17 protein-coding genes are annotated in these 20,535 nt (G+C 62.1%); 13 read left to right on the top strand and 4 right to left on the bottom strand.

All coding sequences use genetic code 11. The features are described from left to right. Positions 1-466 precede the first annotated feature (466 nt). From istA to ACOQFP_RS04265, 5 genes are all read left to right on the top strand, one after another. Positions 467-2,098, top strand: coding sequence for an IS21 family transposase (istA, locus tag ACOQFP_RS04245; protein ID WP_121869745.1), 1,632 nt, complete (start codon positions 467-469; stop codon positions 2,096-2,098). Continuing rightward, on the top strand, positions 2,095-2,898 hold the full coding sequence (gene istB / locus ACOQFP_RS04250; protein ID WP_421583553.1) for an IS21-like element helper ATPase IstB: 804 nt from the start codon (positions 2,095-2,097) through the stop codon (positions 2,896-2,898). Before istA ends, istB begins: the two co-directional genes overlap by 4 nt. A gap of 137 nt (positions 2,899-3,035) precedes the next feature. Next, positions 3,036-4,493, top strand: coding sequence for a type I restriction-modification system subunit M (locus ACOQFP_RS04255; RefSeq protein ID WP_421583555.1), 1,458 nt, complete (start codon positions 3,036-3,038; stop codon positions 4,491-4,493). Next, entirely contained in the window at positions 4,490-5,554 is a 1,065-nt protein-coding gene (locus tag ACOQFP_RS04260) for a restriction endonuclease subunit S (protein WP_421583556.1), read from the top strand. The genes ACOQFP_RS04255 and ACOQFP_RS04260 overlap by 4 nt, the downstream gene beginning before the upstream one ends. Next, the gene (locus ACOQFP_RS04265; protein ID WP_421583557.1) at positions 5,554-8,913 is read left to right on the top strand and encodes a DEAD/DEAH box helicase family protein; all 3,360 of its coding nucleotides are present in this window, start codon (positions 5,554-5,556) and stop codon (positions 8,911-8,913) included. The genes ACOQFP_RS04260 and ACOQFP_RS04265 overlap by 1 nt, the downstream gene beginning before the upstream one ends. A gap of 285 nt (positions 8,914-9,198) precedes the next feature. Here ACOQFP_RS04265 and ACOQFP_RS04270 read toward each other — a convergent pair whose 3' ends face one another. Next, the gene (locus tag ACOQFP_RS04270; protein WP_421583559.1) at positions 9,199-9,819 is read right to left on the bottom strand and encodes an HNH endonuclease; all 621 of its coding nucleotides are present in this window, start codon (positions 9,817-9,819) and stop codon (positions 9,199-9,201) included. Continuing rightward, positions 9,816-10,526, bottom strand: a complete 711-nt coding sequence (locus ACOQFP_RS04275; RefSeq protein WP_421583560.1) for a hypothetical protein — start codon at positions 10,524-10,526, stop codon at positions 9,816-9,818. Before ACOQFP_RS04275 ends, ACOQFP_RS04270 begins: the two co-directional genes overlap by 4 nt. Before the next feature lie 191 nt (positions 10,527-10,717). On the opposite strand from ACOQFP_RS04275, the gene ACOQFP_RS04280 reads away from it, so the two are divergent. After that, entirely contained in the window at positions 10,718-11,890 is a 1,173-nt protein-coding gene (locus ACOQFP_RS04280; RefSeq protein ID WP_421583562.1) for an AAA family ATPase, read from the top strand. Positions 11,891-11,936: 46 nt separating this feature from the next. Further along, on the top strand, positions 11,937-12,512 hold the full coding sequence (locus tag ACOQFP_RS04285) for a hypothetical protein (RefSeq protein WP_421583563.1): 576 nt from the start codon (positions 11,937-11,939) through the stop codon (positions 12,510-12,512). Positions 12,513-12,584: 72 nt separating this feature from the next. On the opposite strand, the gene ACOQFP_RS04290 is transcribed toward ACOQFP_RS04285, so the two are convergent. Together ACOQFP_RS04290 and ACOQFP_RS04295 are read right to left on the bottom strand one after the other, a co-directional pair. Continuing rightward, positions 12,585-12,818: a hypothetical protein gene (locus ACOQFP_RS04290; RefSeq protein ID WP_421583565.1), complete on the bottom strand. Its 234-nt coding sequence runs from the start codon at positions 12,816-12,818 to the stop codon at positions 12,585-12,587. 204 nt (positions 12,819-13,022) lie between these two features. Further along, positions 13,023-13,874, bottom strand: coding sequence for a hypothetical protein (locus tag ACOQFP_RS04295; RefSeq protein ID WP_421583566.1), 852 nt, complete (start codon positions 13,872-13,874; stop codon positions 13,023-13,025). A 252-nt stretch (positions 13,875-14,126) separates the two neighbouring features. On the opposite strand from ACOQFP_RS04295, the gene ACOQFP_RS04300 reads away from it, so the two are divergent. The 6 genes from ACOQFP_RS04300 to ACOQFP_RS04325 all read left to right on the top strand — a co-directional run bounded on the left by ACOQFP_RS04300 (position 14,127) and on the right by ACOQFP_RS04325 (position 20,457). Next, positions 14,127-14,678, top strand: a complete 552-nt coding sequence (locus tag ACOQFP_RS04300) for a hypothetical protein (protein ID WP_421583567.1) — start codon at positions 14,127-14,129, stop codon at positions 14,676-14,678. Between the two features lie 158 nt (positions 14,679-14,836). Further along, complete coding sequence (locus ACOQFP_RS04305; RefSeq protein WP_421583569.1) at positions 14,837-16,357, top strand: hypothetical protein; 1,521 nt, start codon at positions 14,837-14,839, stop codon at positions 16,355-16,357. A 248-nt stretch (positions 16,358-16,605) separates the two neighbouring features. Beyond that, positions 16,606-17,268, top strand: coding sequence for a TraI DNA relaxase (locus ACOQFP_RS04310; protein ID WP_421583570.1), 663 nt, complete (start codon positions 16,606-16,608; stop codon positions 17,266-17,268). After that, on the top strand, positions 17,262-19,151 hold the full coding sequence (locus ACOQFP_RS04315) for a type IV secretory system conjugative DNA transfer family protein (RefSeq protein ID WP_421583572.1): 1,890 nt from the start codon (positions 17,262-17,264) through the stop codon (positions 19,149-19,151). The genes ACOQFP_RS04310 and ACOQFP_RS04315 overlap by 7 nt, the downstream gene beginning before the upstream one ends. After that, positions 19,148-19,597 carry a DUF4913 domain-containing protein gene (locus tag ACOQFP_RS04320; RefSeq protein ID WP_421583573.1) on the top strand — a complete coding sequence of 150 codons (450 nt, stop codon included), beginning with the start codon at positions 19,148-19,150 and terminating at the stop codon, positions 19,595-19,597. Before ACOQFP_RS04315 ends, ACOQFP_RS04320 begins: the two co-directional genes overlap by 4 nt. Positions 19,598-19,854: 257 nt before the next feature. Then, the gene (locus ACOQFP_RS04325) at positions 19,855-20,457 is read left to right on the top strand and encodes a hypothetical protein (protein ID WP_421583575.1); all 603 of its coding nucleotides are present in this window, start codon (positions 19,855-19,857) and stop codon (positions 20,455-20,457) included. The last annotated feature ends 78 nt before the right edge of the window (positions 20,458-20,535 follow it).

Consider the following 20,535-nt stretch of genomic DNA (forward strand, 5'->3'; position numbering starts at 1 on the left):
CGTAGATCGTGTTTCGTCGGCCAGATGTATCGATCTCGTGAGCCGACGAGGGTAGCTATCTCTGCGGCCAGTTCTTCGTAGAACACCTGCCACTCGCTCCGAGGCGCACTGCCCGGCACCCAAATCCGGTGTCCTGTCAACTGTCGTGGTGTCAGTGTTGCCATTTTGGTTGATCGTGAAATACATTGCGATGCAGAATTGCGGACGAAAGGTCGACGCGGCGAAGGCGTTGCCGGGCTATTGAGCGCCGTCGAAGCCCGGGTGGCGGCGTAAGTTCTACCCGCGTCCGGACACCTGGATGTCGTCTGCCATGAGCATGGGACCAGCGTGACCTGATTTCTGCCAGGGTGATGGGTCCACCTGGATTGCCAGTTATGGGACCACCGGCGCGCCTTGCCGGTGGTCCCGTCGTTTGCTCGTTCGATCGTCTGTGACAGCACGAAGTCCGTCACGGAGGTCGGTGAGCATGGCTTTTCGGGAGATCAGTGTGAACGAAATCAGAGAAGTACTACGGCTGTGGCTCGGGACGGCGGCACTGCCGGCTCCGGGGCTGCGCACGATCGCCGAGCATGCCGGTGTGGATCGTAAGACGGTCCGCCGTTACGTCGAGGCAGCCCAAGCAGCCGGCCTGAGCAGAACCGACGATGCCGGCGCGGTCAGCGACGAGGTGATCGCAGCGGTCGTCGCCACTGTCCGGCCCGACCGGCCGCACGGTCACGGCGCGGCATGGGAGCAACTGGTGCCCCATCAGGAGCAGATCACCAAGTGGGTGGCAGGCGACGGTGAACGCAAGCCGCTCACGATCGCGAAAATCGAAGTCCTCCTTGCCCGTCAAGGATGCGTGGTGCCGTACCGGACGTTGCACCGGTTCTCCACCGAGATGTGTGGTTTCGGCCGCAAGAACCTCACCGTCCGCGTCGTCGACGGCGAACCGGGGATCGAATGCCAGGTCGACTTCGGGTATCTGGGGATGCTCACCGACCCCGACGACGGGCGGGCCCGCAAAGTCCACGCCCTGATCTTCACCGCGGTCTACAGCCGGCACATGTTCGTGTGGCTGAGCTATTCGCAGACGTTGGTGGCGGTCATTGCCGGCTGCGAAGCAGCATGGAAGTTCTTCGGCGGCGTGTTCGCGGTCTTGATCCCGGACAATCTCAAACCTGTTGTCACGAGGGCGGACCCGATCGCTCCGCGGTTGAGCGATGGATGGCTCGACTACAGCGCCCACGTCGGGTTCATCACCGACCCGGCGCGGGTGCGCTCGCCGAAGGACAAACCGAAAGTCGAACGCACCGTGCAGTATGTGCGCGGAAACTTCTGGGCCGGTGAACGATTCAACAGTCTAGAGCAAGCGCAGGAGGCGGCGGTTCGGTGGTGCAGCAGCACCGCGGGTATGCGTATTCACGGCACGACATGCGCCCGACCGCGCGAGGTATTCGAGGACTCCGAACTGCCGGTACTGCTTCCGGTGCCGCCGGAGTACGACGTGCCGATCTTCAAGGACGTCAAAGTCCACCGCGACTTCCACGCGGAGATCGGGCGGGCACTGTATTCGTTGCCGCAGCAGTGGATCGGCTCGACACTGTCGGTCCGGGCCGACACCGAGCTGGTCAAGTTCTATCACCGCGGCACCCTGGTGAAGATCCATCCCCGCCAACCTGCAGGTGGGCGCAGTACCGACCGCGCCGATCTGCCCGAACACAAGTCCGACTACGCATTACGCGATGTCACCTCACTGATCAGAACCTGCAACGGCCATGGCCGCAACATCGGGATCTACGCCGAACGGATCCTCGATGACCCACTGCCCTGGACGAGGATTCGTAGTGTCTACCGGCTGCAAGGGTTGGTGAGACGTTACGGAGCCGAGCGGGTCGAACAGGCCTGCTCACTGTCGTTGGATCTCGATGTCGTCTCGGTCACCAAGATCGCGTCCATGTTGGAGCGGGCCACCGAAAAGACAGCACCGTCCTTACCGGCAGCGGTCGGACAGGCATCGACGCGATTCTCTCGTGACCCATCCGAATTCCGTTCCACCACAACACCATCACTGACCGTCGTAGACGCCGGCTCCGCATCCACGGAAGGACACTCATGACTACCACTCGCACCCCAGCCACCACCGAACCGGTCGGCACCGACCTCGTCCGACTGCTCAAGGCCCTCAAGCTCGGTGCGCTCGCCGACACTCTGCCAGAACGCGCAGCTTTGGCTCGGCAACACAAACTCAGCCACATCGGGTTCCTCGAAGTACTCCTCGCCGACGAAGTCAACCGCCGCGACTCCCGTTCGGCGACATTGCGATCGACCAAAGCAGGACTGGATCCGGCGATGGCGTTCGAGGACTGGAACACCCACGACGATCTCCGATACGACCGGACCCTGCTCGGAGATCTGACCTCACTACGCTTCCTCGATGCTCACCAGTCCGCGATCATCCTCGGACCCGTCGGAGTCGGCAAGACGCATCTGGCAACAGCATTGGGACACATGGCCATCCGCCGTCGACACAGTGTCCTGTTCGCGCGATCGGACAAACTGTTCACCCGCCTGCGAGCGGCCCGCCTCGACAATACCGTCGACGCCGAAATCCGGCGCTTGACCGCCATCGAAGTCCTGATCATCGACGACTTCGCGCTGCGCCCACTCGATGCCACCGAAACCAGCGACTTCTACGAACTCATCGTCGAACGCCACCGCAAGAAGACCACCATCGTCACCTCCAACCGGGAGCCGGCGGAGTGGCTGACCATGACCGCCGACACCCTCCTCGCTCAATCCGCCATCGACCGACTGACCTCCACCGCGCACACCCTCGTCATCGAAGGACCGTCCTACCGCCAACGCACCCGACCCGGAACAGTTGACGCCACCACCGACAACGAGCATCCTCAATAACGCGCCACGGTGGTCCCTACCCACTGGCAATCAGGTGGTCCCATCACCCTGGCAAGCGACACTGGAATTTGACTGCGTTGCCGGTGTGGTCACCCGTTCCTGCGAGTTCAGGTCATTCCCTTCGCTACTGTCACTGTGTGATCACTGGTGACCTTAAGAGCAAGATTGACCGTGTCTGGGACTCGTTCTGGTCGGGTGGTATCAGCAACCCGCTAGAGGTTATCGAGCAGGTGACCTCCTTGCTTTTCATCCGTCGACTAGACGACCTGCAGACACTCGCCGAGAAGAAGGCGCGCGTCACAGGCACGCTTGAGAACCCTGTCTTCCTGCCGGGTCAGGAGGAACTGCGTTGGAGTCGGTTCAAGAACGCTGACGCAGAAGTGATGTTCAAGCTCGTCGGGGAGCAGGTATTTCCGTTCCTGCGCGGACTCGGCGGTGACGGCTCTACGTACTCCGAGCACATGAAAGACGCCCGCTTCACCATCCCGACACCTGCGCTGTTGTCGAAGGTCGTCGACATGCTCGACGACATCCCAATGGTCGAGCGCGACACCAACGGCGACCTCTACGAGTACCTGCTGTCGAAGATCGCCAGCGCAGGAGTCAATGGACAGTTCCGCACGCCGCGCCACATCATCAACCTGATGGTCGCAATGACCGCCCCGACACCCACTGACGAGATTTGCGACCCAGCGTGCGGAACCGCCGGGTTCCTAGTCGCCGCCTCGGAGTACGTGCGAGAAAAGCACCCGTCAGCCCTGACCGATGCGACCCAGCGCAATCACTTCCACCGGTCGATGTTCCACGGCTACGACTTCGACAACGTGATGCTGCGCATCGGCAGCATGAACATGCTGCTCCACGGCATCGAAGCCCCCGACATCCGCTACCGCGACTCACTGTCGGAGGGTGCGAGTGAAGATGTCGAGAAGTACACCTTAATCCTGGCCAACCCACCGTTCGCTGGGTCGCTCGATTACGAGGCAACCAGCAAGGACCTGCAGCGGATCGTTAAGACAAAGAAGACCGAACTCCTCTTCTTGGCGTTGTTTTTGAAGCTGCTAAAGCCCGGTGGCAGGGCAGCAGTCGTCGTTCCCGAAGGTGTCCTGTTCGGGTCGTCAACCGCATACAAGTCGCTCCGAAAGATCCTCGTCGAGGACCACAAGCTCGACGCGGTAGTGAAGCTGCCCTCAGGCGTGTTCCGACCGTATGCGGGTGTCTCGACGGCGATCCTGTTCTTTACGAAAACCAACTCCGGTGGCACCGAAGACGTGTGGTTCTACGACGTCCACGCAGACGGCTACTCCCTCGACGATAGACGGAACCCGGTCGACGCGAATGACCTCCCCGACGTTCTTACACGCTGGACGAAGCGTTACGGTTCGGAGCTCGAGCGGGCTCGGACAGAGAAGTCGTTCTGCGTACCCAAAGCCGATATCGTCGCCCAGGGATACGACCTCTCCCTCAACCGCTACAAGGAGGTCGTCCGCGACGAGACCGAACACCGTGCACCGCTCGACATCGTCGCCGACATCGAAGCACTCGAAGCCGACATCGCTAAAGGTTTGTCGGAGTTAAAGGCGATGCTCTCGTGAGCTGGGCAGAGGTGTCGCTGGGCGAAATCTGCGAGTTTAAGTACGGTAAGTCGCTTCCGGCTAATCAACGCGACGGCGGGGCTTTTCCAGTTTACGGATCAAATGGCGTTGTAGGCTACCATTCGGCGACGATTTCCAAAGGTCCGACAATAGTCATTGGCCGCAAGGGCTCCTTCGGCGAGGTTGCATACTCATCCGACTCGTGCTGGCCAATAGACACGACCTACTACGTCAACTCGCCATCATCCGACGTCAGCTTGAAGTGGCTTAGCTACAGGCTTCGCGGCCTCGGGCTGACTCAGATGAACAGGGCTGCCGCAGTGCCGGGTCTCAATCGTGAGGACGCGTACCGGCAAAAGCTGTTGCTCCCGCCCCTTGAGGAGCAGCGGCGCATCGCCGCGATCCTCGACCAGGCTGACGCCCTGCGTAAGAAACGCCGCCAAGTGATTGTTCAATTGGACGGACTCGCGCAGGCCATTTACCGAGACATGTTCAGAGATGGTGAATGGCCACAAAAGCCTATCGAGCTTTTAGGCAAAATATCGACAGGAAAAACCCCGCCAACTTTAGAACCCGGAATGTTCGATGGACCGATACCATTCGTAACGCCGGGCGACCTCAACTCGCGGAGGGAGGTCGCCCGAACCGTTTCATCAGCTGGCGCGCAGGCCAGTCGAGTTGTTCGGAAAGGCGCGACTCTTGTCTGTTGTATCGGTGCAACCATCGGCAAGGTCGATCAAGCTCGCTCAGCCTGTGCCTTCAATCAACAGATAAACGCCGTCGAATGGTTTGACGAGATCGACGACGCCTACGGACTGGAATCTATGCGAAAGCTGAAACCGGTCATTGTTGCCGCCGGTGCATCAACGACGATGCCATTGTTGCCGAAGAGCAGGTTCGGCAAGCTATCTATCGCTGTTGCGCCGGTTTCGCTTCAAAAACTCTTCGCATTGAGAACTGCACATCTCACCGCGCAGCGCGCAGTCGTCCAACATGCGCTGGACCTCGATGACCAACTGTTTAGCTCCATCCAGGCCCGCGCTTTCCAGGGTGAGCTCTGATGGGCAATTTCGACTTCCTGAAGACCACACTTCCCGTCACGTTCTCCGATTGCGCCCGCGCTGAGTCATACTTGATCAGCGACCCTCGTTCCGCGTGCTTCTACAGCCGCCGTGCGGCGGAGGGATTGGTGAACCATCTCTACGACGTCTTGAACCTTCCAATTCCCTACAGGGACGATTTGGCGGCGAAGATCAACGACGCAGCGTTCGCCACGAAGGCAGGTGCGGGCATCGGACAGAAGCTGAACCTGATCCGCAAGGTCGCCAATACCGCTGTCCACGACAACAAGCCGATCAGGGGCGATGTCTCGCAGGCGGTACTACGGGAGCTGTTCCACGTAATGGTGTGGGCCGCTTACCGCTATTCGCCGAACCCGCAAGTTGTACCGACGAAGGCCACATTCGACCCGGCGCTCGCTCGGAGCGCGGCACCGCTGAGCCGTGATGAGCTGGCTAAGCTGGCGCAGAAGTTCGAGGAACAAGACGAAGCACTTGCGAAGGCGTTGGCAGAGAAGGATGACCTGCTCGCCATGCACGATGCCGAGATTACGACGCTCCGCGTCCAGATCGCCGCAGCTCAGGCTGCGAACACCACACACGATGACCACGACTATTCCGAGGCGCAGACCCGTGACCTCTTCATCGACGTTTTGCTGGCCGAAGCAGGATGGCCGCTCACCGATCCCCGCGACCGTGAGTACGAAGTCGCCGGTATGCCCAACAGGGACGGCAAGGGCTTCGTCGACTACGTGCTGTGGGGTGCTGACGGCTTGCCGTTGGCGGTGGTCGAGGCGAAACGCACAACCAAGAGTCCCCAAGTTGGGCAGCAGCAGGCCATGCTCTACGCCGACTGCCTACAGAAGCAGTTCGGTCGCCGGCCTGTCATTTTTTTCACCAGCGGTTACGAACATTGGATTTGGGATGACGCAGCTGGTTACCCGCCCCGCGAAGTCCGAGGCTTCTACACCCGCGATGAACTAGAACTGCTGATTCAGCGCCGAACGACCCGACTTCCCCTTAGCGCCGCCCAAGTCAACACCGCTGTTGCTGGTCGCCCCTACCAAGTCCGAGCCATCAAAGCCGTCGACGACGCATTAGACCGCAAACAGCGCCAGGCGTTGCTCGTCATGGCAACCGGGTCGGGAAAGACTCGGACAGTCATAGCGTTGGCCGATCAGCTCATGAAAGCCAACTGGGTCAAGCGGGTCTTGTTCCTCGCCGACCGAACAGCGCTGGTCAACCAGGCGACCAGCGCGTTCAAAGCGAGCTTGCCTTCCGCGACGACGGTCAACCTGGTCACCGAGAAGTCCGCCGACGGTCGGGTGTACGTGTGCACTTATCCGACGATGCTGAACCTCATCAACGGTGTCGAGGGGGATCTGCGCAAGTTCGGCCCCGGATACTTCGACCTGATCGTCATCGATGAAGCACACCGATCCGTCTACCAGAAGTACGGCGCGATCTTCGAGTGGTTCGACTCGCTCCTCGTCGGACTGACCGCCACCCCGAAGGACGAAGTCGACCACAACACCTACCGGCTGTTCCACCTCGAAGACGGTGTTCCGACCGACGCCTACAGTCTCGACGAAGCCGTCGGTGAGGGGTACCTCGTACCACCCGTCGGAGTCTCTGTCGGTACGACGTTCCTGCGGCAGGGCATCAAGTACGCCGACCTGAGCGACGAGGAAAAGGATCAGTGGGACACCCTCGACTGGGGCGAGGACGACCGACCGGACGAGGTCACCTCCGAGGAGGTCAACCGGTTCCTCTTCAATGAGGACACCGTCGACAAGGTCCTCGCTATTCTGATGGACCAGGGTCACAAGGTGGCTTCCGGTGACCGACTGGGCAAAACGATCGTCTTTGCGAAGAACAAGGACCATGCCGAGTTCATACAGAAGCGCTTCGATGTCCAATACCCTGGGTACGGAGGGCAGTTTGCGCGTGTCATCACCCACGGCATCAGCTACGCGCAGTCGCTGATCGACGATTTCTCCGTGACCGACAAAGCTCCCCACATCGCGATCTCCGTCGACATGCTCGATACCGGCATCGACGTCCCCGACGTCGTCAACCTGGTCTTCTTCAAAATGGTGCGTTCGAAGTCAAAGTTCTGGCAGATGATCGGACGCGGAACCCGACTACGCCCAGATCTCTTCGGCCCGGGTCAAGACAAGACAGACTTTTTCGTCTTCGACTTCTGCGGGAACCTCGAATTCTTCAGCCAAAACTTACCCGGCTCCGAAGGCTCAACCCAGAAATCGCTCAACCAGCGACTCTTCGAGAACCGCCTGGGCCTGATCACGGCCCTCGACGACACCGAACCCGAACTGCGCCGCTCCACCGCTAAAGCGTTGCACACCATCGTCGCCGCGATGACCCTCGACAACTTCCTCGTGCGCCCGCACCGTAAATGGGTCGAGCGGTACGCCAAGTGGGATTCGTGGACAGCTCTGACTCCGCAGGCGGCGACCGAGGTGGCGGAGCACCTCGCAGGGCTGCCCTCGACGGCCACGGACGACGATGAAGACGCAAAACGGTTCGATTTGCTGATTCTGCGCCGCCAACTCGCTCAGCTCGAAGGTGACGCGGTTGCCGCCGAACGCATCCGTGAACAGGTCCAAAACATTGCCATGGGTCTACTGAGTCAGCTCTCGATTCCGTCGGTGAAGGCCCAAGAGGTACTGCTCGATGAGATTGCGGGCGATCAGTGGTGGGTCGATGTGTCTCTGCCGATGCTCGAACTTGCCCGGCTGCGGCTGCGGGGCCTGCTGCGTTTTCTGGAGAAGATCAAGAAGGCGAAGGTGTACACCGACTTCGAGGACACCTTCGGTGAACAGACCGTGGTGGTCCTGCCCGGCGTCACACCCGGAACCAACTGGGAACGATTCCGAGCAAAGACGGCCGCTTACCTCAAACAGCACGAGGATCACGTAGCCCTGCAACGTCTGCGGCGCAACAGGCAACTCACGACCGAAGACCTCGAAGCGCTCGAAGAGATGCTCGCCGCCAGCGGAGCCACCACCGTTGATGTTGAGCGGGCTAAGCAGGAAGGTGCCGGACTGGGTTTGTTCATTCGGTCCCTGATCGGGCTTGACCGCCAATCGGCGCTCGACGCCTTCGAAAGTTACCTCGACCGTAAGCGATTCGACGTTAACCAGGTCCGGTTCGTAACTCTGATCGTCGATGAGCTCACCGCGAACGGTGTCATGGAACCGGCACGACTGTTCGAGTCACCCTTCACTGACAATGCAAAGGAAGGGGTCTACTCTCTCTTCCCTGACCACGACGTTCAGGTCATTGCGGACATCCTGCGGGGGGTCAAGGCCAGCGCGGTCGCCGACGACTCTGTCGCTTGAATGGTGAGCTGCGATTAGGTCCGCAACCGGTGTGATGTGCGGAGTTTGTAGAGCAGTGTCAAGGACAAACGCGGGTTCGCCTCAGTGCTGGTCAGATCACCCCTATCAGGGGTCCTGCAACTCGTTCTAACCGTAATAGCCCGCACTGACGAGGCTTAACGAACTTCTCGATGAGCGCCGTCACGAGTCGCCACCTGACATAAGGGCTCCTTATCGGTCGAGCCCACGCTGTCAGCGGGCACTGGGACTGCCCTGGGCGTCTGACGTCTCGACGTGCCCCGTGGTTCAGGGGCGTTCTGTCTGGACAGCGCGGGTGGCGCGCAGCCACCGACCTAGATAGGCCGAGGAGGCGGCGAGGTCGGGGCGGTCGGTGAGGTAGTCGGTGAACCAGCCCGACAGGCCGTCCCAGTGCTGCGCGTCGCCGGGTGGGTGCAGCGTCCAGCCGAGCTCGTCCAGTCTCCAGTGCGCTTTGGCGGAGTTGCGCAGCATCGAGGTGGTGACCCAGTTCGAGGCCTCGTCTGCTCCCCCGCGGGCGACAGGGTCGAGGTGATCGATGGTCGGGAACAGCTCCCAGAACGCGAAATGGGTCTCGGTCATCTTCCAATTCGGATGTGCGGGAAATTCGTTCGGCAGCACGACCGACAGCAACCTCAATGCTCCCGGGTGGATCAGTCGGTCGCCGGAGTAGCGGTCGAGGAATCCGTCGCGGTAGAAGGTGCGCAGCATCTCGGGGAGCGTGTATCGGCGTTGCGCTGCGGTGCCGACAACGTGTGGGTAGTCGGTGTCGATGATGGCTTTGGCTGCGGTGTCGTCTCCGGCGCTGAGCGCGGCGCAGGCCCGCGCGAGGACGTCCGCTTTCTGCGGCGGCTGGCCCGATCCGGTGGCCACGACGTCGCCGGACGTCATGCGGGCAGTGCGCGGCCGGCCTGCCATAGGACGTGGTCGACTTCCCATGCGGTGGTGCGACGTTCGCCGGGGATGTCGTTGATGCGGGCGACGATTTCGTGGACGATCGCGGTAGCGGTGACCGGCGATGCCGCAACGCCCTGGCTGCGGAGCCATCGCAGCACCATGCGGTCGGGCTTGATGCGGTCGTCGTCGCCGATCAGCATCCACAGGTATCCGCGGCGCACACCGTGTCCGCCTTCCCCGGGTACGGCCTGCAGCGCGGTGTCGAGGCGCTCGAATGCCGGTCCGTCGCTCATGATCGCGCGGGCCTGATCGAGGGTGTCGATGCCGGCGGCGCGGAAGATCTCGACGTGGTCGAGCACGGCGTGGGCTTTGCTGGTGCCGCCGCGGGTGGAGGTCCGCTGGCGATTGGTGCGTGCGGTGAGCGACTCGACATCGAATCTGGCGCGAAAGGCCTCCAGCGGGACAGGATCCGGTATCGGCGGCGACGAGTTCGGCACCGAGGGCTGGCTGACGCCGAAGTCGGCCGCCACACGGGAAACCAGTGGCACGACGGTGGTGGCGTAGGTCGCGCCGATGCTCCAGACTGCGTCGACGATCGCGAAACTCAGGCTGACCCATCGTCGCTCGCGCGGGCGCGGGTTCAACGCCAGGACTGCAGCGGTGAGCCGGTCCAGACCGGCATTGTCGAGGACGTTCGCCATCGCCTGATCATCCCACCCGGCCGCCTTGCGAACACAGGACCTGCGAGTGAGCGTGTCGCAGACGGCGTGGAGTGTGTTGCCGGCTCGATCAGCGGGCGCTGTCCGTGGCGCGTCCGTGTTGCCGTGACCAGCGTATGGAGGTTTATTGACATTTATGGTCCTGTTCTCCATAAACGGCTATAGTTTGCCATATGGATCCTGCCCTGAACCCGTTCAAGCCTGGATCGGGCCTGCGCCCTCCCGCGCTCGAAGGTCGCACCCGCCAACGCGAAGAATTCGACCTCCTGGTGGCCAGGAGCAAGAACCGCAACTACGACCGCGGCATGATCCTGTCGGGCCTGCGCGGCGTCGGCAAAACCACACTGCTCAACAACCTGTCCGAACACGCCGAACGTCAAGGTTGGTTGACGATCGGCCTCGAGGCGCGGCCCAACGAGTCCGGCGTCAGCGCCGTGCGCGCCAAGCTCGGGTCCGAACTCGCCGCCGGCCTGCGCCGGTTCAGCCGCAAACATCAGATGCAGAAGGCGCTCGATGACCTGATCTCCCTCGCCCGCGGGTTCACCCTCGGTGTCGGGGTCGGACCGGCAAAAGTCGAACTGTCACTCGATCACGGTGCCGCCAGCGGAGACATCGATCTCGACCTGGAAGAACTCGTCGAGGCGATCAGTGCCGCGATGAAGAAGAAGGGCACCGCGTTCGGGCTGTTCATCGACGAGATGCAGGACCTCGATTCCGATCTCCTCGGGGCGTTGCTGTCGGTGCAGCATCGGGCCAGCCAGCGGGAGTGGCCGTTCTTCGTCATCGGCGCGGGCCTGCCTAACCTTCCGTCGGTGCTCGCCGACAACCGGTCCTACGCGGAGCGGCAGTTCGCGTACAGCACCATCGGTCCCCTGGCACCGGCCGATGCTGCCGAAGCTCTGGAGATCCCGGTCAACCAGCACGGCGGGTCCTTCACCCCCGATGCCCTGGCCCTTCTCGTCGAGGCCAGCGGCGGGTACCCGTACTTCCTGCAGGAATACGGCAAAGCCGTCTGGAACGTCGCCGCCACAGCAGTATTCGACGAAGACGACGCCCACCTCGCGGTCGAGGAAGGCCGGCGAGCTCTGGACGAAGGCTTCTTCCCCTCGCGATGGAACCGCCCCTCCGACAGGGAGCGTCGCTACATGCGCGCCATTGCCCTCGCTGCCGACGACGCACCGCGTTCGGGAGTCGTCGCCGCGGCGATGGGACAAACGACGACTGGTGTCAGCGACGTCCGCGACTCCCTGATCCGCAAAGGCCTGGTCTGGTCCCCCGAACACGGCCGGATCGCGTTCACCGTGCCGGGGATGTCGGACTTCATCCGGCGTCAGCCCACCGATTGAACGTCGTGGGATTGCCCGGCGTGGCGCTGTGCACGATCCTGTAGCAATGGCACCGAACAGCAAACGCGTCGTGCTCTCCAACGGATTCGACTGGGTCAGTATCTTTCTCGACGGACGCGTCAAAGTTGCGTCCAGGAAACATCTCTGGGAGATAGCCGACACCGGCAGACACACTGCGTTGGGCCAGTACGTCACCCTTTGTGTCGGCCGAGAGCTCGACGTGGACCCGCCCAGCGGTGCACGCAAGGTTCCCGACTTTGCTGTCGACCTCGATCCGCAGGCCGGGCAGGTCACGGCGGCCACGGTGGCCGCGGACAACGGCACCTTCGTCGAGCTCCATCACGATGGCAGCATCACCGTGGGGAACGACGGCCGTGACATCGCCGAAACGTTCAACACCGGGCGAGAATCACTCGACGGTGGGTCATCCGGTCGCGGTGGCGCAGTCATGGTCACGTTCTCCGGCACGTACAGGCCATCACGGTTGCGCGAGAACAACTTTCTGGTGAAAATACCCGCTCACGAACGTCCCGCTGCCAATCGCCTCTACCCGGGCGAGTACCTGATCGACGACGGCAAGATCAGGCCACCGGTGCACGCTCCCGAATCGTGGTTCAAATAGAGGCAGGTCCACGTATCGAATTTCCGCTCACCTCGAGTGTCCGAACCGTTAATTTCGTGCGCTCGACGGGAACTAGGCCTCTAGGTTGTCGAACGCGGCAATGATATGAGCGGTGGGGTTGTTCCCGCTACGGAATTCCTGAGCAGTGACTCCGCGTGTGCCACCACGCAGGACGGATCCTTGACGGCCGACCTTGATCCGGCCGTCGGCGAAACGAACGAGCTTGAGTCCATCCGGCCATTCGGTGACGTCGTTGCCGCTGCGGTTCTTGTATGTCTTCGGCATTCCGAAGTCCAGCCCATCCATGAGGGGAAGTTTATGACTGCCGGACTCGCCTCAGTGCTGCGCCCGACACGAACGTTGACGTCATCACAGTTACCTGGGCAGGTTGAGCTGCCGACCGGCGCGCGGAACGCCCACCCCGTGAAGACAATTTCCTGCAGTGCACATGAGCTCTTCCTGTCGTCGGCGTGACAGGAGCGCCGACCTCCGACAGAGCGCGTTCGCGACCTAGGTATCCGCCGCGCCTCGCGCGTCCAGAAGCCTGGCTCGCAACGTTGCCAGCGTGGTCTTGCCGCTGGGTTCTTCGATAGCCCAAAAATCCCAGCCGTTGACCGGCGCACCGTTCTTCACCGCGCTGGCAGCTCCGCTCGGCGTCGGGTAGCTCTTCCCGTCCACCTCGATCTCGTTCTGTGCCCCCACCACAGCCGACGCGGGCCATGGAGTGCTGACGCTGACCAGGCGGGTCCCAGGCCCGAGAAGCCCGGCATTGATTAGATCCACCAGGGACACGCCATTGAAGCGACTCGAACGGGTCCTGATCATCGATGGCGTCGGCACACTCGCATCGTCCGCCGTCGCGGCGTCGTACCCCAGCAGCCGCAGAACCCGTCTTACCGGAAGCACGCACGCCTCCAACATGGCCCTTTCGAATGAGGGCAACGTCTCGTCACTTGGCCTGACCCCGTTCGACAGCACCGCCTCCTCGGCGGAGTCCAACAGGTCGTACAGGCGACCCTCCAACCACGCCACCTGAGCCGAGTTGAAACTGTGGCTGGTGTCGCGCTGCATGAGCAAAGCTCGTCGCCAATGGTCCTTCTGTCGTAAGTGGTCCATCAACCTGGCGCGGATGCCGCCGGGTGCAGCCTTTCCGACGTAACACCCCCACTTTCCTTCCGGCGTAACCGGGTCGAGAAGGATGTAGTTTCCTGGCTGATCCCACTCCGGACCGAGACGCTGAACATAGGCTCGCTCGACAACGGCGAACCGCAACGCCGCATGACTGTCGTACATGACGATGGGATCGGCCACGGTCTCCGGTAGAAGCGTCGTGATGGGCAGCGATTCCGTAGGCTGTGTCATGCCTTGTCAACCGCAGCAACGTAATTGAAGTAAGTCTCTATCTGCATCGTTGCCCTCCCCAATGTCCGTTCCCGGCCCCAGGCGTGTTCGCTGAGTTCACAACCCGCGTCGGACCGGACACTACCGCGCTCTTGGCGCGTGAGCGGGCAATACCCGGCGAAGGCGTTGACCTCCGCGCCTCGTGGATCGGGGAGTGACCCGACCGTAGTCGACGACACGTCGAGCAAAGCGTCTCGTTTACCCTCGCGGAGAATGAACGTGTTTTCTAAAGAGTCACGCCTACTCACTTGCGAACACACGTTGTTTTTGTGTAGTCTTATCGAACTCACTGAGACTCACATAGAGGATACCGAAATGCTTGTAACAATAAGTTTCGACCCAGACGTCGACAAATCCAGCTTGGTTGCGTTGCAACTCGCCTGGAGCTACGGGCTCGATACGGTCGAAGACTTGCTCGCTGACGACGAAGACGAGGACATCGAAAAGGAAAGCGCTACACCACCCGACCTTGAATTTTGGACGGCCTCGAAGATGAGGAAGTACGTCACCCAATTGAAGCCAACTGCACGAAAGGTGCTGCGCGCCATAGCAGACCAGGCACCTGAAGCCACCGTCGAGTCCGTACAGAGTTCCACGGGTCTCGAGCCGAGTTCGTTCGCAGGGTCGATGTCGTCTTTCGGTTTCGCCGTGAAGAACACACGCGGAGTCCGCGAGAAGCCGTTCAGGAAGAACGGTCACCTCTACAGCATGGCTCTCCCGATCGCCGACCTGGTACTCGACACCCTCGACGAGTCAGGGTTCTAACGCCTCGAACCAGCGACGTACCGGGATCAACTCTGATGGAACGTGTTTGAGGAATCGAATCAATCACTCGCCGCCTTCGCGGACCGCGTGCGCTTTCGCTTGACCGTCGGTCTCAGTCGAAGTTCAGTAAGTACCGTTACAACCCCGAGGAGGGGTCGATGTCCGATCCAATCACCGTTCATCTCGGCATAGGTACGCCTCGCGAGCAGTTCCTCGCCTTCTACCGTGACGACGAACCGAACCTGGATCAGTTCAGGCTCTCCTACCCCGACTACGAACCCGGTGATCTGGTGGCGTGGATCGTCCCCGGCGACGTTCCTGCCGTGTTGAACATCGAAGAATTCGACGTCCACTCGCCTGACACCTTGGTGGTGGACTCCGCCGGTTGGAACATTCGCGGGGTGGCCGTTGCTGGGATCGAACGACGACTCGGGCACAGCCTGCCCGCTCCCCCAGCAACCTTGGACCCCGTGACAAGTCAGCTATTTCTCGACGCCGCGGCAGCCGAAGAAAGCGATCCGACACCGTGGTATCTCATCGACACCACCGGGTGCGCCGACGGTGATCAAGGCATGGCCCGCCACTCATGGGAGTGCGCGGCATGTCATCAGCGCTTCGACCATCTGCCGCTCCTGCAGGCGCGGGCAGCCCTTCAACAGCACCACGGCTCCGAATTGTTCGGCGGTTCCATGGTGCTGTGCGCGAGTTGCCATGCGATGGTGCATGACCCGTTCTCCGGGGGCCTGTCCGAGCTGATCATGGCGCATCGGCCGGCGTGCACACGGTGCGAGTGCCACACGGTGATGCATCTCGAATACGGCATGCCCCCGGGTCCCGTGCCGGGCATCGCTTTCACCGGTTGCGTCGTCCTGTTGAACAGCCCCGGTGACGCCGTCAACCGCCACTGCCTCACCTGCGACAACACCTGGTTCGAAGACGACACTGTCGTGGGGGCGGACGGCACGATAAGCGGGAAGGTGGGGCGCCACACCGCTACTGTTTCGACGCGAGTCATGGTTCCGGCTTTGCTGTCTCAATATTTGAGAAGTCCCACATATCACCGGGGTTCGGCGTACGCGATCGGTCGGTGGTCGAAGTGGGTGGGGCACATTCCGGGCGTCTCCGATGTCCTTCAGTCTCTGCCGGAATCGTTGAAACGCGATGATGCAGCCCAGTTGATCGATCGCATTGCACACGACAACCCGGCTGCCGCGTTCGTGGTCGCGATGATCTGGGGTCACCGCGGTTCCGGCTACGGGCCGTATCGAACGGCACAGATTCTGACCGGTGAACACAAGCCGATCGGCGCGGAGCTCTCACCAAATGTCGTGAACCGCCTCGTCCGTTCGATGTGGATCGCCAGAGACGAAGGCGCAGTGGAGGGATACCGCTACCTCAACAACGCCGGTGCAATTCCGCGGCTTGGTTCGGACTTCTTCACCACATGGTTGTTCTTCGTCACCGCACGTGGTGACTCCACCTCCGCTGACGCCGCCCCAATCCTGGACGCTCTCGTCATCCGGTGGCTACGTGAAAACATCGGAATGCGGATTCGGCCCGGACAGACCGAGGACTACAGCCGCTACCTCACTCAATTGAAGAATTGGGGCGATTCCTACCACCGCACCCCCGCCGAGGTGGAGGAACGCATCTGCAGCATTATCCATAGGGAAGGCTGACGTTCCGATACCGAGATTCGCTGGGATTGACCTGCCTGTCCAGCGCCCTATGCGCTACCCTGACATCGTTCGACCGTCGATGAGGGTCACGGTCGAGCGTCCATCCAGCAACAGCGCTGCACCGCACCGTTTTCACGTGCCGGTGTCTTCGTGCTGTGGGCTGGCCGACGCTCCCAGTGAAGGCCCTCCATGTCGATCCCGCCCAGCACATCCGAAACCACACACCTTCTCGACGGTGGTGACCGTCGATGACCAACGACACTGTTTCGACCGCCGAGTTGCAGCGCCGCTCACAGATCGCTGCTGCCGCCTACGAACGCGGCCGACGCGCCGCTTTGGCTGCCGCACGCCGCCGCAGCCTGCCCGACCGGGCGCACACCCGACGCGAGGAGTTTCGCGCTCGGTCGCACTCCTACGAGCCGCGCAGTGACAATCGCGCGTCCGGTCTGCTCGATACTGACGTCTCACTTGTGCGGGCGGCGGCGTATCTCGCCGCGACCGGTGTCGCACACGAGATGATCGCCGGCCAGACCTTCACCGACCCCGTCCAACAGGACTGGGCCGATGCCACAGCCGATCGCACGGCAGTGCACGAGGATGCATGGAGGCAGCGGCTTGTCGACAACGGTGTCGATGACGCCGTACTCCGTCCGGGTCTGTCACTGGACGTCCTGGAGTTACCGGCCGAGCTCGACGGCCTCGACTTCGACGACATCGCCGAACACACCCTCGACGTGTCCTCCACCGCAGCGGACGTCGAACCGATCCGTCTGGTCGATCTGATGCTCGACACACCCCGGCAAAATCGCTCGTCGGACTCGGTCGTCGACATCACCAACCGGGTCGCGAACGTCATCGAGAACGACCGCGGCGTCGACAAGGCCACAGAGGCTGGTGTGGACGCATGGTGACCAAGAAGCCGACCTCCAAGGGAGCCGGGACATCGTCTTCGATGTTCCCGCTGATCGCCGTCTCGGTGGTGATCATGCTGATCGCGCTCGGTTACGGCTCACTGTGGCTCGGGCACGTATTCGTAGAAACAGGTGAAGATATCCCCGTCAACCCGTTCGGGGCGCTGTTCTCGGTCGCCGGCGGAAAGCTGACGTGGCCGACCGTCTCGACGGTGATCTTCGTGATCGTGGTGATCATCGGCTCCGGTCTCGCCGGCGTCGGCGCGGCCGCCAAGGCATCACGCGGCAGCAAGAACGACGTCGATACCAAGGCCCGCCTGATGGGGTCGACATCGAAACTGAGCGGAGTGACCGGCAAGCAGGCCCGAGACCGCGCGAGAATGCTGCGCCCGGATCTCGCAGGCGCAGACACCCTGACCGACGCCGACATCGGTGTCACCGTCGGCCGCACCGTCCAGGGTGATCGGACAGTGTTCATGTCGTGGGAGGACATGCTGTTCGCACTCGCCGGGCCTCGCATGGGCAAAACCCGCGCACTGGCAGTCGATGCCCTGTGCACGGCACCGGGCGCGGCCTTGTTCACCTCGAACAAGCGAGACGGGCACGACTTCACTCGCGGGGTACGCGAGCGGCTCGGCACGGTATGGCGCTACGACCTGCAAGGTATTGCCGAAGGCCCCCGCACCGGTGGCGATGGGTTCTGGTGGAACCCACTGCGCGGAGTCACCTCGATTGTTGCGGCCCGCAAGCTCGCGTCCTACTTCGCTGCAGCCTCGCGTGACGATTCGGCCCGTGTCGATGCCTACTTCGACGGTGGCGCGCAAGAGCTGTTGGCGCAGATGATGTTTGCCGCGTCCTGCGGTGGTGGCGATCTGCTGCACGTCTACGGCTGGCTGTCCGAGGAGGACAACGAACTCCCCCAACAGCTGCTGCAAGCCGCAGGGCACGACATCGTCGCGCTACGCCTCAAGTCGGTACGAGAGCTCAACCCGCGTCAGCGAGATGGCCTGTACGACATGGCGCGCCGGTTCATCGGGTTACTGGAAGAGAACACCTACGCGATGTCGGTCCTGCCGCCCAACCGCGTCGATCTCTCTATCGACCGCACACCGGACACCAAGATCGGCAGCGGTGTGCGGTATCCGCATTCGATGGACGAATTCGTCGTCGAGGAGTTCGTCACCAGCCGTGACACCCTCTACGCACTGTCGAAGGAAGGACCGGACTCGTCGTCGGCACTGACCACGGCGCTGATCGGATCGATCATCGACGCCGCCCAACGCACTGCTCGGTTGAGTCCCCGCGGCCGACTGCCGGTACCGATGCTCGGTGTCCTCGACGAAGCCGCGAACGTGTGCCGCCTCCCCGAGCTTCCGGCGTGGTACTCCCACCTCGGCTCGCAGGGCATCTGCGTGATGACGGTCGTGCAGAACCTCTCTCAAGCTCAGAAGGTGTGGGGTCAGGACGGAGTCAAGCAGCTCCTCGATGCCGCGAACTTCTTCTGGTACGGCGGCGGGCTGAAGGACAAGACCACACTCGCCGATCTGTCGGCTCTGGTCGGTGACCACGACGTGGAACGTTGGTCGGCCTCCCGCAGTGGCGGCATGCTCGAGAGCGGGTCGTCGTCGAAGTCGCAGTCCTGGTCGAAGGAAGCGATCCTGACCGTCGACGACCTGGCATCGATGCCGAAAGACCGTGCCCTGGTGCAGATTTCCGGAAACAGGCCCGTGCTGGTGCAGAAGATCGACTGGTCCAACGGACCCAACGCCGAGGCGATCGAGGCATCGCTTGCTCTGTACGGAATCCCCGACAAAACTCACCACCAGGTCGAGCGGGCAGCATTCGACTCCACGGGCGAGATCGATGAAGAGCCGTTCCTGTGACCGCCGACGACGACTTCCACCCCGACGAGAACTTCCCCGACGACCATCCCGACAACTCCGATTCCGATTCACAGAAGGCTGCGGCGACGAAGTTTCCGAGCTTCGATGCCTGGTTCGAGACGTGGCTGTCGGCAATCATCGCCCGCAAGCTCTCGTCGTCTGCCGGGAAGAACCGGGTGTTCTGCCCACGCTGGTTCGAGCATCCCGAGGTCGTGGTGCGTCTGCACGCGCTGTGGAGGGCATGGGAGGCAGCATCCGCGGCGGATGACGGGGCCGCGATGTCGGGGTGGTGGGTTCATCACGCCGACCCGCAACTGCGCACGATGCTCGATGCCGAGCATGGCCCGATGTACCTGTGCAGCCGCGACTCTCATCAGAAGACACCGCCGATACGGCTGAACCTGGCGCAGGCCCCGGCCGGCTGGTTCGACGAGCTCAACGACTGAAAAACCTGACACAACCCCTGACCCGAAACAGCCAGAAGCCCTGGTGGGTCCTGCATGACCCACCAGGGCTCCTTGTGGCCGGAGATTGCGCCTCCAGCCGACGACGACGTTAACGACCCCCACCCGCTCTCGGGTTGCGCGGGTCGCATACACCTCTCGCCCGACTTCAGGAGCGCACGCTGTGGCCAAAGATTCCGACGATTTCCAACTCGATTTGTTCGCCGAGACAGAGGACAGTGACATCCATGATCGACCCGATGACGCAGGAAGTAATGAAGCTGTATCTCGAGCACCAGGGGCTGCCGCCGGAGTTGAGCCCGTCCGATCAACAGGCGTTCCTCGAGAGCGAGAGCGAGCGGATCGCGGAGCGGATCGACAACATGAAGATCTACATGGAACAGCAAGTGCTGCAACGCTACATCCGGGAGAACGGGCAGCCGGCCCCGTACATGGAGCAGGTCGGGTTGATCAACCAAGCCTGGGCGCAGGCGACGGACTTCGTGATCAACGAGGAGATCTACAACCAGCTCCCGGAGGACATGGAGGCCTACCCGCCGGATCAGGAGAGCCCGGAAGCCGAAGCCGAGCGGGATCGGGCACGGATCCAGGTGCACCGGAGCGATCCGGAGCGGTGGCGCAACCCACTGAACTGCGCGGACCCGGACAAGGAAGCGAACCAGCTGACGGACCTGTTGTGGGCGGAGCAACCAATGAGGTTCCGGTACTACGCAGCGCATCTGATCGCGGCACGGATCGAGGACAACGAGCCCTACCCGACGTCGACCGAGCACCCACTGTTTCCCACGTTCACGAGCCAGCTCGACGAGCGGGTGGCCGAGCACACGGCAAGCGGAAAGTAACCCGGCGCAGCGAGTCCGACGCCCAGCTCGATCTGTTCTCGTTCGACGCCGACGGTGCAGCGCCGATCGACCCGACTG

Source organism: Rhodococcus sp. MALMAid1271, assembly GCF_049195265.1.
In the GTDB taxonomy this organism is placed as follows: Bacteria; Actinomycetota; Actinomycetes; order Mycobacteriales; family Mycobacteriaceae; genus Rhodococcoides.

Excerpts from the sequence above, each read along its gene's own strand:
- istA (WP_121869745.1), top strand. The coding sequence starts at position 467 with ATGGCTTTTCGGGAGATCAGTGTGAACGAAATCAGAGAAGTACTACGG.
- istB (WP_421583553.1), top strand. The coding sequence starts at position 2,095 with ATGACTACCACTCGCACCCCAGCCACCACCGAACCGGTCGGCACCGAC.
- ACOQFP_RS04265 (WP_421583557.1), top strand. The coding sequence starts at position 5,554 with ATGGGCAATTTCGACTTCCTGAAGACCACACTTCCCGTCACGTTCTCC.
- ACOQFP_RS04270 (WP_421583559.1), bottom strand. The coding sequence starts at position 9,819 with ATGACGTCCGGCGACGTCGTGGCCACCGGATCGGGCCAGCCGCCGCAG.
- ACOQFP_RS04275 (WP_421583560.1), bottom strand. The coding sequence starts at position 10,526 with ATGGCGAACGTCCTCGACAATGCCGGTCTGGACCGGCTCACCGCTGCA.
- ACOQFP_RS04280 (WP_421583562.1), top strand. The coding sequence starts at position 10,718 with ATGGATCCTGCCCTGAACCCGTTCAAGCCTGGATCGGGCCTGCGCCCT.
- ACOQFP_RS04285 (WP_421583563.1), top strand. The coding sequence starts at position 11,937 with ATGGCACCGAACAGCAAACGCGTCGTGCTCTCCAACGGATTCGACTGG.
- ACOQFP_RS04290 (WP_421583565.1), bottom strand. The coding sequence starts at position 12,818 with ATGGATGGGCTGGACTTCGGAATGCCGAAGACATACAAGAACCGCAGC.
- ACOQFP_RS04295 (WP_421583566.1), bottom strand. The coding sequence starts at position 13,874 with ATGACACAGCCTACGGAATCGCTGCCCATCACGACGCTTCTACCGGAG.
- ACOQFP_RS04300 (WP_421583567.1), top strand. The coding sequence starts at position 14,127 with ATGAACGTGTTTTCTAAAGAGTCACGCCTACTCACTTGCGAACACACG.
- ACOQFP_RS04305 (WP_421583569.1), top strand. The coding sequence starts at position 14,837 with ATGTCCGATCCAATCACCGTTCATCTCGGCATAGGTACGCCTCGCGAG.
- ACOQFP_RS04310 (WP_421583570.1), top strand. The coding sequence starts at position 16,606 with ATGACCAACGACACTGTTTCGACCGCCGAGTTGCAGCGCCGCTCACAG.
- ACOQFP_RS04315 (WP_421583572.1), top strand. The coding sequence starts at position 17,262 with ATGGTGACCAAGAAGCCGACCTCCAAGGGAGCCGGGACATCGTCTTCG.
- ACOQFP_RS04325 (WP_421583575.1), top strand. The coding sequence starts at position 19,855 with ATGACGCAGGAAGTAATGAAGCTGTATCTCGAGCACCAGGGGCTGCCG.